General features: G+C 73.5%; 12 protein-coding genes. 8 read left to right on the top strand and 4 right to left on the bottom strand.

Translation table 11 applies throughout. From position 1 onward, the window contains the following. Positions 1 to 6 precede the first annotated feature (6 nt). The 3 genes from RGE_RS07180 to RGE_RS07170 all read right to left on the bottom strand — a co-directional run bounded on the left by RGE_RS07180 (position 7) and on the right by RGE_RS07170 (position 3,430). Complete coding sequence (locus RGE_RS07180) at positions 7 to 810, bottom strand: alpha/beta family hydrolase (protein WP_014427672.1); 804 nt, start codon at positions 808 to 810, stop codon at positions 7 to 9. Positions 811 to 931: 121 nt separating this feature from the next. Then, positions 932 to 2,890, bottom strand: a complete 1,959-nt coding sequence (locus RGE_RS07175) for an alpha/beta hydrolase family protein (RefSeq protein ID WP_014427671.1) — start codon at positions 2,888 to 2,890, stop codon at positions 932 to 934. Positions 2,891 to 3,001: 111 nt separating this feature from the next. Next, positions 3,002 to 3,430, bottom strand: a complete 429-nt coding sequence (locus tag RGE_RS07170; protein WP_014427670.1) for a CBS domain-containing protein — start codon at positions 3,428 to 3,430, stop codon at positions 3,002 to 3,004. A 128-nt stretch (positions 3,431 to 3,558) separates the two neighbouring features. Here RGE_RS07170 and RGE_RS07165 point away from each other — a divergent pair, with 128 nt between their 5' ends. Genes RGE_RS07165 through RGE_RS07140 form a run of 6 tightly spaced genes read left to right on the top strand, consistent with a single transcriptional unit; the run spans position 3,559 to position 10,739 of the window. Next, entirely contained in the window at positions 3,559 to 4,326 is a 768-nt protein-coding gene (locus RGE_RS07165) for a pseudouridine synthase (RefSeq protein ID WP_014427669.1), read from the top strand. Continuing rightward, positions 4,326 to 5,555, top strand: coding sequence for a Bcr/CflA family efflux MFS transporter (locus RGE_RS07160; RefSeq protein WP_014427668.1), 1,230 nt, complete (start codon positions 4,326 to 4,328; stop codon positions 5,553 to 5,555). The genes RGE_RS07165 and RGE_RS07160 overlap by 1 nt, the downstream gene beginning before the upstream one ends. Next, positions 5,552 to 6,481: a tRNA (adenosine(37)-N6)-dimethylallyltransferase MiaA gene (gene miaA, locus RGE_RS07155; protein WP_014427667.1), complete on the top strand. Its 930-nt coding sequence runs from the start codon at positions 5,552 to 5,554 to the stop codon at positions 6,479 to 6,481. The genes RGE_RS07160 and miaA overlap by 4 nt, the downstream gene beginning before the upstream one ends. A gap of 45 nt (positions 6,482 to 6,526) precedes the next feature. Further along, positions 6,527 to 7,174 carry an ABC transporter ATP-binding protein gene (locus RGE_RS07150; protein WP_014427666.1) on the top strand — a complete coding sequence of 216 codons (648 nt, stop codon included), beginning with the start codon at positions 6,527 to 6,529 and terminating at the stop codon, positions 7,172 to 7,174. Continuing rightward, on the top strand, positions 7,171 to 9,675 hold the full coding sequence (locus RGE_RS07145) for an FtsX-like permease family protein (RefSeq protein ID WP_014427665.1): 2,505 nt from the start codon (positions 7,171 to 7,173) through the stop codon (positions 9,673 to 9,675). Before RGE_RS07150 ends, RGE_RS07145 begins: the two co-directional genes overlap by 4 nt. Next, on the top strand, positions 9,675 to 10,739 hold the full coding sequence (locus RGE_RS07140; protein ID WP_014427664.1) for a lipocalin-like domain-containing protein: 1,065 nt from the start codon (positions 9,675 to 9,677) through the stop codon (positions 10,737 to 10,739). The genes RGE_RS07145 and RGE_RS07140 overlap by 1 nt, the downstream gene beginning before the upstream one ends. Here RGE_RS07140 and RGE_RS07135 read toward each other — a convergent pair whose 3' ends face one another. After that, positions 10,740 to 11,537 carry a GGDEF domain-containing protein gene (locus RGE_RS07135; protein ID WP_014427663.1) on the bottom strand — a complete coding sequence of 266 codons (798 nt, stop codon included), beginning with the start codon at positions 11,535 to 11,537 and terminating at the stop codon, positions 10,740 to 10,742. Positions 11,538 to 11,702: 165 nt separating this feature from the next. On the opposite strand from RGE_RS07135, the gene RGE_RS07130 reads away from it, so the two are divergent. Together RGE_RS07130 and RGE_RS07125 are read left to right on the top strand one after the other, a co-directional pair. After that, positions 11,703 to 13,823: an acetyl-CoA hydrolase/transferase C-terminal domain-containing protein gene (locus tag RGE_RS07130; RefSeq protein WP_014427662.1), complete on the top strand. Its 2,121-nt coding sequence runs from the start codon at positions 11,703 to 11,705 to the stop codon at positions 13,821 to 13,823. A 52-nt stretch (positions 13,824 to 13,875) separates the two neighbouring features. Beyond that, positions 13,876 to 15,699: an ABC transporter transmembrane domain-containing protein gene (locus RGE_RS07125; RefSeq protein WP_014427661.1), complete on the top strand. Its 1,824-nt coding sequence runs from the start codon at positions 13,876 to 13,878 to the stop codon at positions 15,697 to 15,699. Positions 15,700 to 15,722 lie beyond the last annotated feature (23 nt).

Here is a 15,722-nt window from a genome sequence, read left to right as displayed (position 1 = left end):
GGCGTCTCAGCGGCCGGCGTGCGCGGCGACGAAGTCGGCGACCAGCGTCGCCGCCAGCGCGGCGTTGTGGCGGCGGGCAGCCTCGCGTTCGTCGACGGACCCGGCCGGCGCCTCCAGCCCGTGGTTGCCATCGAGCACCGCGACACGCACCGGGCCGGACGGCAAGGCCGCCAGCCGGTAGAGCACGGAGGGGGCGCAGAGCGGGTCCTGGTCACCAGAGATCAGCAGCAACGGCCGCCGCTCGTCGGCCACGCCGGGATAACTCTGGTCGAACTCGGCGACCGGCACACCGGCCACCACACGGCTGCAGACCGGCGTCAGCAGCACCGCGCCACGCACGGCCGGCCGCTCGCGCAGCACGCTCCAGGCGACGACCGAGCCCATCGACTTGCCGCCGACGAAGACACGCTCGCGTGCGACCCGCGGATCGGCGAGCGCACGGTCGAGCACCGCCAGCAGGTCCTCGCGCTCGGGCGTCAGCTCGTCGGACGGCCGCCCGCCGGCCGGGTCGGCGGTGAAATACGCCCAGTTGAAGCGCCAGACCGCGAAGCCGCGCGCCAGCAGCTGAGCGGCGGTCTCGGCCAGCACCGGCAGATCCATGTGGTAGCCGGCGCCCGGCGCCAGCACCAGCGTCGGGAACGGGCCCGGGCCGGGCGGGAAGTCGGCGCGCACGGCCAGGTGAGCGCCTCGCGGCGTTTCGAGGCGGTCGGGCCCGGCGGCCCAGGCCGTCGCGGCCGTCAACGAGGCCGTCACCGAGGCCACCAGCAGACCGGCGGCGAGCCGCCGGCCGAGGTTCAGGAATCGCTTCATCGACGAGCGCTCTTCCGGGCGTCACGGGCCCGGGCGGCGCATCTTCGGCGCCGGCGAGGCGCCGGCGCCGCGGTGGCGGCCGGACGCTCATCCCGCGAGACGAGCGTCCGGCGCCGCCGACTCACTTCAGGTGCTTGGCGAAGAACTTCTCCATCGCGCCGTAGAACTCGAACTTGTTCTCCTCGTTGGCGAAGCCGTGGCCTTCGTTGTCCTTGACGAGGTACTCGACTTCGACGCCGCGCTTCTTCAGCGCCTCGACGATCTGGTCGCTCTCGGCCTTGTTGACACGCGGGTCGCGTGCGCCCTGGGCGACGAGCAGCGGCGTCTTGATGCGGTCGACGTGGAACACCGGCGAGGTCGCGGTCAGGCGCTCCTTGTCCTTGGCATCGTCCGGGTTGCCGACCATCGCGTACATCTGCTGGCGCCACGGCTCCCAGTACGGCGGGATGGTCTTCATGAAGGTGAAGAGGTTGCTCACCCCGACGTAGTCGACCGCCGCGGCGTACAGGTCGGGCGTGAAGGTCACGCCGGCCAGCGTCGCGTAGCCGCCGTAGCTGCCGCCGTACAGGCCGATGCGCTTCGGGTCGGCGATGCCCTGCTCCACCAGCCACTTGGCGCCGTCGCTGATGTCGTCCTGCATCTTCAGCCCCCACTGGCCGAAGCTCGCTTCCCAGAACTGCCGGCCGAAGCCGGTGGAGCCGCGGAAGTTCATCTGCAGCACGCAGTAGCCGCGGTTGGCGAGGAACTGCACCTCGGGGTTGAAGCCCCAGCTGTCGCGCGCCCAGGGGCCGCCGTGCGGGTTGACGACACAGGCCAGGTTCTTCGGCTCGCGGCCGGCCGGCAGCGTCAGGTAGGCGGGGATCGAAAGGCCGTCGCGCGCTGTGTAGCGCACCGGCTTCATCTCGGCCATCTGCTCGGGCTTGATCCAGGGCGCGGCGTCGGCGAGCTTGGTCAGCTTGCCGCTGCGCACGTCGTACAGGCTGCGCGCGCCCAGCGTGCGGTCGCTCCAGTTGACGACGATGTAGCGCTTCTCGTCCAGCGTCCAGGCCGTCAGGTCGACCTGCTCGCCGGGGAACTGCTGCTGCAGCTTCTCGTAGGTGGCCTGCATCGCCGGGTCGAAGAACTGCTTGCCGTGCTTGTCGGTCTCGTAGCTCGCCCACAGCACCTTCTTCTGCACGCGCGACCAGTGCGCGCCCTCGACGTCGACCTCGGGGTGGGCGTAGACCACCTGTTCGGCGTCAGGCTTGGCCGGGTCGATCAGCACCAGCGCGCTCTTGTCGCGGCCGCGGTTGCTGACGGCGTAGAACAGGCGGTTGTCGCCGTCGAAGAACAGCGGCTGCACGGCGGTGCGGAAGTCGGTCGTCAGCAGCGGCTTGAACTCGCCGCTGTCGCCGTCGCGGTAGAGCACGGTGTTGTTGACGCCGTCGCTGGCGATCGCCACGCGGATGCGGCCGCGGTGGTCGGTGACCCAGTTGACGATGTTGCCCGGGTTGGTCGCGACGACGGTCTCGGCGCCGCTGCGCACGTCCAGGCGCACGACGTCGAAGGCCTTGCGGTCGCGGCGGTTGTGCATCACGAGCACGTGGCCGGGGTCTTCGGGCAGGTTGTCGACGAGCTCGGCGCGCACGCCCTCCCAGGGCGTCAGGTCGCGCACCTTGCCGGTGGCGGCGTCGGCGGCGACGACGTGGAAGTTCTCGTCACCGCCGAAGTCCTTCATGAAGAGCACGGTGTCGTCGCCCTTCCACGCGTACATGCGGATGTCGCGTGCGGTCTCGCGCGTCAGCTGGCGCGGCTCGCCGACGGCGCGGCCGTCGACCAGCTTCTGCACGAAGACGTTGCGGCGCGGCGCGGCGCCGGCCTCGCCGGCGGCCGGCTGCAGGAACGAGACCCAGCGGCCACCGTCGCTCAGGTTGTAGCCCGAACGCGCCGGGCTGCGGAAGAAGTCGCGCAGCGGCAGTTCGGGCGGCACGGCGGCACGCGCCGCCGGGGCGGCCGGCGCAGCCTGCTGGGCCGACGCGGGAGCGACGAAGGGCAACACGAGCGCAGCCGCGGCCAGCGGCGCGAGAAGAGGCTTGGTCATGCAGGCGTTTCCTCGGAAAGAGACGCGGCAGAGCATGCACCGCCCCTGGCGGGGGAGCATCCCCCTTGCGACGAAACGGCTGCCGCGGCCGACGAACCGCCCGCCACCGGGTCACGAGTGGATGTAGTGCTCCAGCTCGGCGATCGTGCGTTCCTGCTCGGCGATCAGCTCGTCGAGCAGGTCACGGATCGAGATCATGCCCAGCACCGTGGCGCCGTCGACCACCGGCAGGTGGCGGATGCGGTGCTCGCTCATCAGCGCCATGCACTCGTGCATCGGCGCGTCGGACTGCACGCGCACCACCTCGCGCGTCATGATCTCGGCGACCTTGGTCTCGCGCGAGTTGCGTCCCTGCAGCGCCACCTTGCGCGTGTAGTCGCGCTCGGAGACGACGCCGACCAGGCGCCCGCCGTCCATCACCAGCAGCGCGCCGATCTCGTGCTCGGCCAGCAGTTCCAGCGCCGCGTAGACGCTGTCGTCGGGGTGCAGGTGCCAGAGCGTGCCCTGGCGACGGTGCAGCACTTCGGAGACCGGTTTCATCGTCGAGCTCCCGCGGGCCGTGGTGCCCCAGACTAGCCCATGCACCGGCCGCCGCGTAGGGCCGTCGCCTCGGTGCTTGCCCGGAGCGCGGCAGGCACGGCGGCTGCCGGCCGTGGTCCAATTCAGGGATGTCCGAGCCGATTTCCGGCGCCGCCGAGGGCGTGCGCGTCTCCAAGCTGATCACCGAACGGGGCCTGGCCTCACGCCGCGAGGCCGACGCCTGGATCGAGGCCGGCTGGGTCAAGGTCGACGGCAAGATGGCCGTGCTGGGCCAGCGTGCCGCGGCCGACTGCCGCATCGAGATCGATCCCCGCGCGCGCCACGAGCAGGCGCGGCGCGTCACGGTGCTGCTGCACAAGCCGATGGGTTTCGTCAGCGGCCAGGCCGAAGACGGCTACAAGCCGGCGGCGACGCTGGTCATCCCGGCCAACCGCTGGAAGGACGACCCGACGCGCATGGCCTTCCACCCCGGCCAGCTGCGCGGCCTGGCGCCGGCCGGACGGCTGGACATCGATTCCACCGGCCTGCTGGTGCTGACCCAGGACGGGCGCATCGCCAAGACGCTGATCGGCGACGAGACCAAGGTCGAGAAGGAATACCTGGTGCGCGTGCAGTACGGCAAACCCGGCCGCCTGCCCGACGCGGAGCTGGAACGCCTGCGCCACGGCCTGGAGCTCGACGGCCGGCCGCTGCGCCCGGCGCGCGTGAGCTGGCAGAACGAGGACCAGCTGCGCTTCGTGCTGCGCGAAGGCCGCAAGCGCCAGATCCGCCGCATGTGCGAGCTGGTCGGGCTGAAGGTCGTGGGCCTGAAGCGCGTGCGCATCGGCAGCGTGTCGCTGGGCCAGCTGCCGCCGGGCCAGTGGCGCTACCTCGGCGAGAACGAGCGCTTCATCTGATGTCCGCCGCCGCCTCGGTGCCGGCGGCGCCGCCGCGCGTCTCGCACGCGCTGGCCGCCGTCGCGCTGGCGCTGCTGCTGGGGCTGCAGCCGCTGGCCACCGACGTGATGATGCCGGCGCTGCCGCTGCTGGCGCGCGACCTGGCCGCGCCGATGCCGGCGGTGCAGATGACGATGGCAGCGCTGATCCTCGCTTTCGGCATCGCCCAGCTCGTCTGGGGCCCGCTGGCCGACCGCATCGGCCGGCGGCCGGTGCTGCTGGCCGGCGTCGCGCTCTACACCGCGGCGGCCATCGGCGCCGCGCTGGCGGCCGACGTCGGCACGCTGGTCGCGTGGCGCACGCTGCAGGGCGTGGCGCTGGCCGCGGCGGTGGTCGTCGCCCGCGCGATGCTGCGTGACCTCTACGAGCCGCACGAAGGCGCGCGCGTGATGGCGCTGGCGCTGTCCGGGCTAGGGCTGATCGCGATCGCCTCGCCGGTGTTCGGCGGCCTGGTCGCCGGCTGGGGCGGCTGGCGCGCGACGCTAGCCGTCATCGGCGCCGGCAGCGCCGCGATCCTGGCCTTCCTGGCGCTGCGCCTGCCCGAGACGATCGTGCAGCGCAATGCGCACGCCACCGCGCCGGGCCCGCTGCTGGCCGCCTGGGGCCAGGTGGCGCGCCACCCGACCTTTCTCGCCTGGGCGCTGCTGACGGCCTGCACCTACGGCGGGCTGTACACCATCCTCGCCGGCTCGTCCTTCGTCTACATGAACCGCTTCGGCCTCGGCGCCGGCGAGTACGGCCTGGCGATGGCGACCGGCTCGGTGGCCTACCTCGGCGGCACGGTGGTCTGCCGGCGCTGGATCCTGCACCACGGCATGTCGCGTTCGGTGCGCCGCGCGGCGCTCTTCACGCTGGCCGGCGGCCTGGGCACGGCCGGCGCGGCGCTGGCCGGCATCGAGAGCCTCTGGGCCTATCTGCTGCCGCAGGCGCTGTTCTGCTTCGGCCACGGCATCCACCAGCCCTGCGGCCAGGCCGGCGCCGTCGGCCCCTTCCCGCGCGGGGCCGGCGCGGCTTCGGCGCTGGCCGGCTTCGTGCTGGCCTTCACCGCCTTCTGCATCGGCCGCTGGCTGGGGCTGGTGCTCGGCGCCGACGTGCGGCCGTATGCGCTGACCGTCGCCTTCTGCGCCGTGGCGACGACGCTGGTCGCGTGGACGCTGGTGCGGCGGCTGCCCGAGGCGGTGCACAAATGAGCGCACACGCCGTCTGCCTCGCCGGCCCCACCGCCAGCGGCAAGACCGCCGCGGCGCTGGCGCTGGCCGCGCACCGGCCGGTGGAGATCGTCAGCGTCGACTCGGCGCTGGTCTATCGCGGCCTGGACATCGGCACGGCCAAACCCAGCGCCGCCGAACGTGCCGCCGCGCCGCACCACCTGATCGACATCGTCGACCCGGCCGACAGCTACTCGGCGGCACGTTTCGTCGCCGACGCCAGCCGGCTGGTCGACGAGATCACCGCGCGCGGCCGGCTGCCGCTGCTGGTCGGCGGCACGATGCTGTACTTCAAGGCGCTGCGCGACGGCCTGGACGCGATGCCCGAGACCGACCCGGCGATCCGCGCCGCGCTCGACGCGCGCGCCGCCGCCGAGGGCTGGCCGGCGCTGCACGCCGAACTCGCGCGTGTCGACCCGCCGACGGCCGCGCGGCTGGCGCCCCACGACGCCCAGCGCATCCAGCGCGCACTCGAGGTCTATCTCGGCAGCGGCCGGCCGATCTCGGCCTGGCAGCAAGGCGCCCGCAGCGAGAAGCCCGCCGCCGCGGCCTGGCCGCTGGTGTCGCTGGAGCCGGCCTCTCGCGCCTGGCTGCACGAGCGCATCGCGCAGCGTTTCGACGCCATGCTGGCGGCCGGTTTCGTCGACGAGGTGCGTGCCCTGCGTGCGCGCGGCGACCTGCACCCGGGCCTGCCGTCGATGCGCTGCGTCGGCTACCGCCAGGCCTGGGAGGCGCTGGACGCCGGCGACCTGGCGCCGCTGCGAGAACGCGGCATCGCCGCGACTCGCCAGCTCGCCAAACGCCAGATCACCTGGCTGCGGTCCATGCCCGAGCGCGTCGTCGTGGCCTGCGACGCACCCGACGCGCTGGCGCAGGCGCTGGCGGCGCTGGAAGCAGCCGCCGGCTGACCCCGCGCCGGGACGGTCGCGGCCGCTCGGGCATCATCGCCGCCCATGCTGCTGCTCGAGGGTCTGTCCAAGTCTTACGGGGAGACCCGTGTCTTCCACGACGTCACGCTCGAACTGGGCACCGGCGAGTTCGTCGCGCTGCTGGGCGAGTCCGGTGTCGGCAAGTCGACGCTGCTGAACTGCATCGCCGGGCTGGACGGCGCCGACGCCGGCCGCATCACGGTGGGCGGCACCGACCTCGCGACGCTGGACGAAGCCGGCCGCGCCCGGCTGCGCCGCGCCCGCCTGGGTTTCGTCTTCCAGGCCTTCCACGTTCTGCCGCACCTGACGGTGGCCGAAAACGTCGCGCTGCCGCTGCTGCTGCTGAACCGTCCGGACGAGCGCCGCGTCGCCGCGCTGCTGGACGCCGTCGGCCTGGGCGCGCTGGGTGCACGTTATCCGGCCCAGCTTTCCGGCGGCCAGCTGCAGCGCGTGGCGATCGCGCGCGCGGTGGTGCACGCGCCCGGGCTGATCCTGGCCGACGAACCGACCGGCAACCTCGACCCCGAGACCGCCGAACGCGTGCTCGGCGTGCTGCTCGCCCAGGTGCGCGAAGCCGGTGCCGCCTGCCTGCTGGTGACGCACTCCGAAGCCGCCGCGGCGCGCGCCGACCGCGTGCTGCGCCTCAGCGCGCACGGCATCGTGGCGCGATGAACCGCCACCTGCTGGCCAGCCTGCTGTGGCGCGAGTGGCGCCACCACCCTTGGCGCCACGGCGTCGCGCTCTTGGCGGTGGCGCTGGGCGTCGCGCTGGCGTATTCGGTGCACCTGATCAACAGCTCGGCGCTGTCCGAGTTCTCGGCCGCGGTGCGCGCCGCCAACGGGGAGCCCGACCTGACGATCCGCGGCCAGCGCGAAGGTTTCGACGATGCGCTGTTCGACCGCGTCGCGACCGACGCCGCGGTCGAGCTCGCCAGCCCGGTGGTCGAGTTCGAGACCTATGCCGCGACCGCCGACGGCCGGCGTGTCGCGCTGCGTGTCGTCGGCATCGACGTGCTGCGCATCGCGCCGGTGGCGGCGACGCTGCTGCCGCGCCCGGCCGACGACAGCCGCACGATGGCCGGACTGGACCCGGCGCTCGTCTTCCTCAACACCGCGGCGCGCCAGCAGACCGGCGCCGCCGACGGCACGATGCTGGCGCTGCAGGCGGGCACCGCCTGGCAGCGTTTCGAGATCGCCGGCAGCGTCGCCGCCGGCGGGCCGCCGATGGCGGTGATGGACGTTGCCGCGGCGCAGACGCGTTTCGGCTACGACGGCCGGCTGACGCGCATCGACCTGCGGCTGGCGCCGGGAACGGATTGCGCGGCGTTGGTCGCCCGGCTGGCGCTGCCGGCCGGTGTCGAGGCCGTCGCGCCGGGCGAAGCCGAGCAGCGCATCTCCAACCTGTCGCGCGCCTACCGCGTCAACCTGACGGTGCTGGCGCTGGTGGCGCTGTTCGTCGGCGCCTTCCTCGTGTTCTCGGTGGTCTCGCTGTCGGTGGCGCAGCGCACGCCGAGCTTCGCGCTCCTGGGCGTGCTCGGGCTCACCGCCGGCGAGCGCCGCGGCCTGGTGCTGGCCGAATGCGCGGCGCTGGGCGCGGCCGGCAGCGCGGCCGGGCTGGCGCTGGGCGCCGGCATGGCGGTGCTGGCGCTGCGCTGGATGTCGGGCGACCTGGGCGGCGGCTACTTCCCCGGCATCGCGCCGACGGTGCGTTTCGGCGCCGGCGGCGCGCTGGCCTTCCTGGCGCTGGGCACGGCCTCCGCGCTGATCGGCGGCTGGTGGCCGGCGAAACAGGCCGAGCGCCTGGCGCCGGCCCAGGCGCTGAAAGGCCTGGGTGCACCGCAGCAGCCGGCGCCGCCGGCCCTGCCGGGCCTGCTGCTGCTGGCCGCCGGCGCTGCGCTGGCCTTCGCGCCACCGGTCTTCGGCCTGCCGCTGGCGGCTTACGTCGCGGTCGCGGCGCTGCTCTTCGGCGGCGTCGCGCTGGTGCCGGCCGTCGTTCACGCGCTGCTCGGAGGGATCTCGACGCCGCGTTCGGCGCTGGCGCTGCTGGCCTTGCAGCGTGCCCGCTTCCAGCGCGCGACGGCCACCGCCGCGGTGTCGGGCGTCGTCGCCAGCCTGGCGCTGTCGGTCGCGCTGACGGTGATGGTGGCCAGCTTCCGCGACGGCGTCTCGCACTGGCTGGACTCGATGCTGCCGGCCGAGCTCTACGCGCGCAGCGCCGCCACCGGCGGCACCACCGAGCAGGCCTGGCTGCCGCCGGACTTCCTCGCCGCCGCGGCCAGCGTGCCCGGCGTCGCGCGCGTGGCGGCGACGCGCCACCGCGCGCTGCAGATGGCCGAAGGCCGGCCGGCGGTGACGCTGATGGCGCGGCCGGTGCCCGACGCGGCGAGTGCGCTGCCGCTGGTCGGCACGGCGCTGCCGCCGCGCGCCGGCGAGACCGGCGTCTGGGTCAGCGAGGCCATGGTCGACCTCTACGGCGCCAAGGTCGGCGGCACGCTGGTGCTGCCGCTGGCCGGCGGCACGACGGTGCGCGTGCTCGGCGTCTGGCGCGACTACGCGCGCCAGTTCGGCAGCATCGTGATGGACGCCGCCGACTACCGCCGCATCACCGGCGACGAACGCGTCAACGACCTGGCGCTGTGGCTGGCGCCCGGCGCCGAGATGGCCGCGGTGCAGGCGCGGCTGCGCGCGCTGCTGCCCGACCCGGCGATGCTCGAGTTCGCCGCCACCGGCGAGCTGCGCGTGATGTCGCTGCGCATCTTCGACCGCAGCTTCGCCGTCACCTACTACCTGCAGGCGGTGGCCATCGGCATCGGCCTGGTCGGCATCGCCGCCAGCCTGTCGGCCCAGGTGCTGGCGCGGCGCAAGGAGTTCGGCCTGCTGGCGCACCTGGGGCTGACACGCGGCCAGGTGATCACGCTGGTCGCCGGCGAAGGCGCGGCCTGGCTGGCCGCCGGGGTGCTGGTCGGGCTGGCGCTGGGCATGGCGGTCAGCGCGGTGCTGGTCTTCGTCGTCAACCCGCAGAGTTTCCACTGGACGATGGAGCTCGTCGTGCCGGTCGGGCGGCTGGCGGCGCTGGCCGCGGCGGTGTTCGCCGCCGGCATCGCCACCGCCGCGTTCAGCGCGCGCAGCGCCGCCGGCCGCTCGGCGGTGCTGTCGGTGAAGGAGGACTGGTGATGCGACGCCGCCATCTGCTGCTGCTCGCCGGCGCCGCCTCGCTGCCGGTGCAGGCCGGGATCCGCCGCCGGCCGCTGGCCTTCCCGCGCGACCACGGCGCCCACCCCGACACGCGCACCGAGTGGTGGTACGCCACCGGCTGGGCCGGCACGCCCGAGGCGCCGCGCTGGGGCTTCCAGCTGACCTTCTTCCGCAGCCGCACCGGGCTGGCCGAGGACGTGCAGAGCCGCTTCGCGCCGCGCCAGATCCTGTTCGCGCACGCCGCGCTGACCGACCTGGGCGCGCGCCGCCACCACCACGCGCAGCGCATCGCACGCTGGTCGGGCGACGGCAGCGAAGGCCCGGCCTGGGCGAAGACCGACGACGTTGGCGTGCGCCTGGGCGACTGGCAGCTGGAACGGTCGGGCAGCGGCTACCGCGCGCGGCTGCCGGCCGGCGACTTCGGCCTGGACCTGACTCTGGCACCGACGCAGCCGCTGCTGCTGCAGGGCGACGCCGGTTTCTCGCGCAAAGGCCCGGACGAACGCCAGGCCAGCCATTACGTGAGCGAGCCCCAACTCGCGGCCTCGTGCCGATTCAGCGCCGACGGCCGCCCGGCCGAGGCCCGCGGCGTCGCCTGGATGGACCACGAGTGGAGCGACGAGATCCTGCACGCCGAGGCCGTCGGCTGGGACTGGATCGGCATCAACCTGTTCGACGGCAGCGCGCTGACCGCCTTCCGCCTGCGCCGTGCCGACGGCGCGGCGCTGTGGGCCGGCGGCAGCTGGCGTGCGGCCCACGGCACGGCGGCGGCTTTCGCTCCCGGCGACGTGGTCTTCACGCCCGGCCGGCGCTGGACCAGCCCCGCCACCCGCGCCGACTACCCGGTCGAGTGGCAGGTCGACACGCCGGCCGGCCGCTGGCGCGTGCGCGCGCTGCTCGACGGCCAGGAACTCGACAGCCGCGGCGGCACCGGCGCGGTCTACTGGGAGGGCCTGAGCGAACTGCTCGACGACAGCGGGCGCCGCGTCGGCCTGGGCTACCTGGAGATGACGGGCTACGCCAGCCGGCTGCGCCTGGGCTGATCAAGGCGGCGGCGCGTCAGCGCGGCGGCGGCGCAGGTCCACCGGCGCGGCGCGCACGCAGTTGCCGCCGGCCTGCTGCGCGGCGGCGAGTGCGGCTTCGACGTCGTCGATCAGCGCCGACAGGTTCTGGTGCGCCGGCCGCAGCGCCGCGACACCGACGCTGACGGTGACACGCAGCGGATGCGCGCCGCAGGGGATCTCCATCTGCTCGGCGCGCTCGCGGATGCGCTCGGCGACGTCGAGCGCACCGGTCGGGTCGGCGTGCACCAGCCAGACGGCGAACTGGGTGTCGCCGAAGCGCGCGATCAGGTCGCCGCCGCGCAGCGTCTGCTCGGTGTCGCGCGCCAGCGCGCGCAGCGCGGTCTCGGAGGCGGCGACACCGCGGCCTTCGATCAGCCGGTCGACCTGGTCGACCTCGGCGACCAGCAGCGCCGCGCCGGTGCCGTAGCGGCGCGCCCGCGACCACTCGCGTTCGGCCGAGGCGAGGAAATTGGGCCGGTTGGCGATGCCGGTGGCCGGGTCGACGGTGTCCAGCCGCGCCAGCGCGGCGCGCGTGCCGTCCAGCGCACGCAGCAGGTGCAGCAGCCACAGCACCAGCGGCACGCCGACCCCGGCGGCGGCCAGCGCCGCGGCCGCCGGTGCCGCCAGCGTGCCGAAACCGCCGAACAGCCGCGCCAGCCCCCAGCCGGCGGCGGCCATCAGCGCGACCAGCAGCACGCCGAGCGCGACCCCGGTCGCCAGCCGGCGACGCGGAGTAAGGGTCTCGTCGGGGGTCGGGATCGTCGGAACGTTCAGCATGGGCGCACCGCCGTCCGGTATTCGACCACATCCGGAGGCGACTGAAGCATACGGTCATCACCCCCTAGAAAGCGGGCTTCGGCCGCTTGCTCTGCGTCAAGCGGACCGGGCGGGGCGCACAGGATGCTGACCGCGACCCCAACAGACATCACAACGGAGACAGAGATGGGCAGCCCGAAGTTCGTCGACTCGATCGAGGCGGCGGTCGACCTGGTCCTGGCCAGCGTGCCGGGCGACATCGTGCTCGGCATCCCGCTGGGCGTGGGCAAGCCCAACCCGTTCGTCAACGCGCTGTACCGGCGGCTGCGCGCCGATCCGTCGCGGCGGCTGCGCATCGTCACCGCGCTGTCGCTGCAGAAGCCGGTCGGCAAGACCGACATCGAGCGCCACTTCCTCGAGCCGCTGGTGGCTCGCGTCTTCGAGGACTACCCCGACCTGGACTACGTCGTCGACCTGCGCGCCGGCCGGCTGCCGAGCAACGTCGAGGTCAGCGAGTTCTTCATGAAGACCGGCGACTACCTGGGCAACGCCGCGGCGCAGCAGAACTACATCTCGACGAACTACACCTTCGTCGCGCGCGACATGGCGGTGCAGGGCATGAACGTCATCGCCCAGGCAGTGGCGGCGCGCGGCACCGGCGCGCAGATGCGGCTGTCGCTGTCGTCCAACCCCGACGTCAGCGCCGAGATCATCGAGCGCGTGCACGCCAGCGGCCGCAAGGTGATGACCGTCGGCGTCGTCAACCAGAAGATGCCGTTCATGCCCAACGGCGCCGAGGTCGACCCGGGGCTGTTCGACCTCGTCGTCACCGACCCGCGCGGCACGCACGCCGTGTTCGCGCCGCCGAACAACAAGGTCTCGTTCGCCGACTACGCGATCGGCCTGCACGCCTCGAGTTTCGTCGTCGACGGCGGCACGCTGCAGATCGGCATCGGCTCGCTGGGCGACGCGATCGCGCAGTCGCTGATCGTGCGCGACCGCCACGGCAGCGAGTACCGCCGCATCCTCGAGTCGCTGACCCAGGGCGACCTGTCCGGCCGCGAGACCGGGCGCTTCGACACCGGGCTCTACGGCTGCTCGGAGATGTTCGTCAACGGCTTCCTGAAGCTCATCGAGGCCGGCATCGTGCGCCGCGAGGTCTATGCCGACGCGGTGCTGCAACGCCTGCTCAACGAAGGCCGCATCGCCGACGCGACGGTGCGCCCGCAGACCCTCACGGCGCTGCTGGAGGCCGGCCGCGTGCGCGCGCCGCTGGACGCGCGCGACCTGGCCTATCTGCAGAAGTTCGGCGTGCTGCGCGCCGACGTGCGCCTGGACGGCGGCGAGCTCGTCTGCGGCACGACGCGCTGCAGCGCCGACCTGCGCGATGCCCGCGCCTTCGACACCGTCTGCGGCACGATGCTCGGCTCGCGGCTGCTGGGCGGCGTCTTCATGCACGGCGGCTTCTTCCTCGGCCCGCGCGACTTCTACGAGCGCCTGCGCACGATGCCGCCGCAGGAGCTGGCGAAGATCGACATGACGCGCATCGACTTCATCAACCAGCTCTACGGCGACGACGAGTTGAAGCGCCAGCAGCGCCGCCGCGCGCGCTTCATGAACACGACGATGGTCGTCACGCTGCTCGGCGCCGCGGCCAGCGACGCGCTGGAGAACGGCCAGGTGGTCAGCGGCGTCGGCGGCCAGTACAACTTCGTCGCGATGTCGCACGCCCTGCCCGACGCGCGCCTGGTGATGATGCTGCGCTCGACGCACGCGACGAAGCAGGCGCTCACCAGCAGCATCGTCTGGAACTACGGCAACGTGACGATCCCGCGCCACCTGCGCGACATCGTCGTCACCGAGTACGGCGTCGCCGACCTGCGCGGCCAGCCCGACGGCGAGGTCGTCAAGCGCCTGATCGCGATCGCCGACTCGCGTTTCCAGGACGAGCTGGTGCGCCAGGCGCAGGCCCACGGCAAGCTCGAAGCCGGCTACGTCGTGCCCGAGCGTCAGCGCCACAACCTGCCGCAGAAGCTGGAAGACCAGCTCCAGCCCTGGGCCGCCGCCGGGCTGCTGCCCGAGTTCCCGTTCGGCACCGACCTCACCGACGACGAGATCCGCATCGTGCGTGCGCTGAAGAAGCTCAAGCACGCCAGCGAGCACCCGGCCGAACTGCTGCAGATGACGGTCAAAAGCCTCTGGGAAGGCCGCGAGGCGCCGCGCGCCTACCTGGAGCGCCTGGGCCTGGCCGACGCGCACGGCCTGCGCGACCTGCTGGTGCGCCGGCTGCTCGCCAACAACCTCTAGCGCCCGGCCCGCCGCCAGCGCCGTCGGCCGGCGCTGCCTACACTGCGCGGCGATGGCCTCCTCCTCCACTGCCCCGGCGGCGCGTGCCGCCGAAGAGCCGGCGCCGGCGCGCCGCGTGCGTTCCCTCTCCGGACTGCTGCCTTTCGTGCGGCCGTATCGCGGCCGCGTCGCGCTGGCCGGTTTGTTCCTCGTGCTCGCCGCGGCCAGCACGCTGGCCTTCCCGGTGGCGCTGAAGTCGCTGATCGACCAGGGCCTGGTCGCCGCCGACCCGGGCCAGCGCGTGATGGCGCTGCGCGGGCACTTCCTGGCGCTGTTCGCCGTCGGCGGCGCGCTGGGGCTGTTCTCGGCGCTGCGCTTCTACATGGTCACCTGGCTGGGCGAGCGCATCACCGCCGATTTGCGCAACGCGGTCTACGCCCACGTCGTGCGCCAGAGCCCGGAGTTCTTCGAGACCACCCAGACCGGCGAGGTGCTCAGCCGCCTGACCACCGACACGACGCTGGTGCAGACCGTCGTCGGCTCCAGCCTCAGCCTGGGCCTGCGCAACACCGTGATGGGCCTGGGCGCGCTGGCCGCGCTGGTCGTCACCAACCCCTGGGTGATGACCCAGGTGCTGGGCATCCTGGTGCTGGTCGTGCTGCCGTCGATCTACTTCGGCCGCCGGGTGCGCAAGTTGAGCCGCGCCAGCCAGGACCGCGTCGCCGACTCCAGCGCCATCGCCGCCGAGGTGCTCAACGCGATTCCCGTCGTGCAGGGCTACGTGCAGGAGCGGCGCGAGTCGGCGCGTTTCGACGCCGCCACCGAGAGCGCCTTCGACACCGCGCGCCGGCGCACCGTGGTGCGCTCGCTGCTCGTCGGCTTCATGATCACCGCGACCTTCGGGGCGCTGGTCTGGGGCCTGTACCAGGGCACGCAGGCGGTGATCGAGGGCCGCATCAGCGCCGGCCACCTCGGCCAGACGGTGGTTTTCGTCATCATCTTCGTCGGCGCGGTGGCGGTGCTGTCCGAGGTCTGGGGCGAGCTGCTGCGCGCCGCCGGCGCCACCGAACGGCTGATGGAGCTGCTGGCGGCGCGTTCGCCGGTGGCCGACCCGGCGCAGCCGCGGGCCCTGCCGGCCACCCGGGGCGGCTCGGCGGTGCGACTGGACGCCGTCACCTTCTGCTATCCGTCGCGCCCCGGCCAGCCCTCGCTCGCGGACTTCTCGCTGGACGTGCGCCCCGGCGAGACGGTGGCGCTCGTCGGCCCCAGCGGCGCCGGCAAGAGCACGGTGCTGCAGCTGCTGCTGCGCTTCTACGACGCCCAGGCCGGGCGCGTCAGCATCGACGGCGTCGACGTGCGCGAGGCGGCGCTGGCCGAGCTGCGCGGGCGCATCGGCATCGTGCCGCAGGACAGCACGATCTTCTCGGCCTCGGCGCTGGAGAACATCCGCTACGGCCGCCCCGAGGCCAGCGACGCCGAGGTCATGGCCGCGGCGCGCGCGGCGCACGCCCACGAGTTCATCGAGCGCCTGCCCGAGGGCTACGCCAGCTTCCTCGGCGAACGCGGCGTGCGCCTGTCCGGCGGCCAGCGCCAGCGCGTCGCGATCGCGCGCGCGATGCTGAAGAACCCGCCGCTGCTGCTGCTCGACGAAGCCACCAGCGCGCTGGACGCCGAGAGCGAGCGCATGGTGCAGGCGGCGCTGGAGACGGCGATGGCCGGGCGCACGACGATCGTCATCGCCCACCGCCTGGCCACCGTGCTGCGTGCCGACCGCATCGTCGTCATGGACGGCGGGCGCATCGTCGACGTCGGCACCCACGCCGAACTGGTGGCGCGCGGCGGTCTGTACGCACGGCTGGCGGCGATGCAGTTCGAGCTGGCGCCGGCCTTGTCCTGACTCGGGGGGTTGCCGCCGGTTGC

The organism is Rubrivivax gelatinosus IL144, assembly GCF_000284255.1.
Classification (GTDB): domain Bacteria; phylum Pseudomonadota; class Gammaproteobacteria; order Burkholderiales; family Burkholderiaceae_C; genus Rubrivivax; species Rubrivivax gelatinosus_A.
The sequence above is the reverse complement of the archived record's forward strand: the minus strand, read 5'-3'. Positions and strand labels throughout refer to the sequence as shown.

What these genes read in the sequence shown, in the direction of transcription:
- RGE_RS07180 (WP_014427672.1), bottom strand. Translation starts at nt 810, where the DNA reads ATGAAGCGATTCCTGAACCTCGGCCGGCGGCTCGCCGCCGGTCTGCTG.
- RGE_RS07175 (WP_014427671.1), bottom strand. Translation starts at nt 2,890, where the DNA reads ATGACCAAGCCTCTTCTCGCGCCGCTGGCCGCGGCTGCGCTCGTGTTG.
- RGE_RS07170 (WP_014427670.1), bottom strand. Translation starts at nt 3,430, where the DNA reads ATGAAACCGGTCTCCGAAGTGCTGCACCGTCGCCAGGGCACGCTCTGG.
- RGE_RS07165 (WP_014427669.1), top strand. Translation starts at nt 3,559, where the DNA reads ATGTCCGAGCCGATTTCCGGCGCCGCCGAGGGCGTGCGCGTCTCCAAG.
- RGE_RS07160 (WP_014427668.1), top strand. Translation starts at nt 4,326, where the DNA reads ATGTCCGCCGCCGCCTCGGTGCCGGCGGCGCCGCCGCGCGTCTCGCAC.
- miaA (WP_014427667.1), top strand. Translation starts at nt 5,552, where the DNA reads ATGAGCGCACACGCCGTCTGCCTCGCCGGCCCCACCGCCAGCGGCAAG.
- RGE_RS07150 (WP_014427666.1), top strand. Translation starts at nt 6,527, where the DNA reads ATGCTGCTGCTCGAGGGTCTGTCCAAGTCTTACGGGGAGACCCGTGTC.
- RGE_RS07145 (WP_014427665.1), top strand. Translation starts at nt 7,171, where the DNA reads ATGAACCGCCACCTGCTGGCCAGCCTGCTGTGGCGCGAGTGGCGCCAC.
- RGE_RS07140 (WP_014427664.1), top strand. Translation starts at nt 9,675, where the DNA reads ATGCGACGCCGCCATCTGCTGCTGCTCGCCGGCGCCGCCTCGCTGCCG.
- RGE_RS07135 (WP_014427663.1), bottom strand. Translation starts at nt 11,537, where the DNA reads ATGCTGAACGTTCCGACGATCCCGACCCCCGACGAGACCCTTACTCCG.
- RGE_RS07130 (WP_014427662.1), top strand. Translation starts at nt 11,703, where the DNA reads ATGGGCAGCCCGAAGTTCGTCGACTCGATCGAGGCGGCGGTCGACCTG.
- RGE_RS07125 (WP_014427661.1), top strand. Translation starts at nt 13,876, where the DNA reads ATGGCCTCCTCCTCCACTGCCCCGGCGGCGCGTGCCGCCGAAGAGCCG.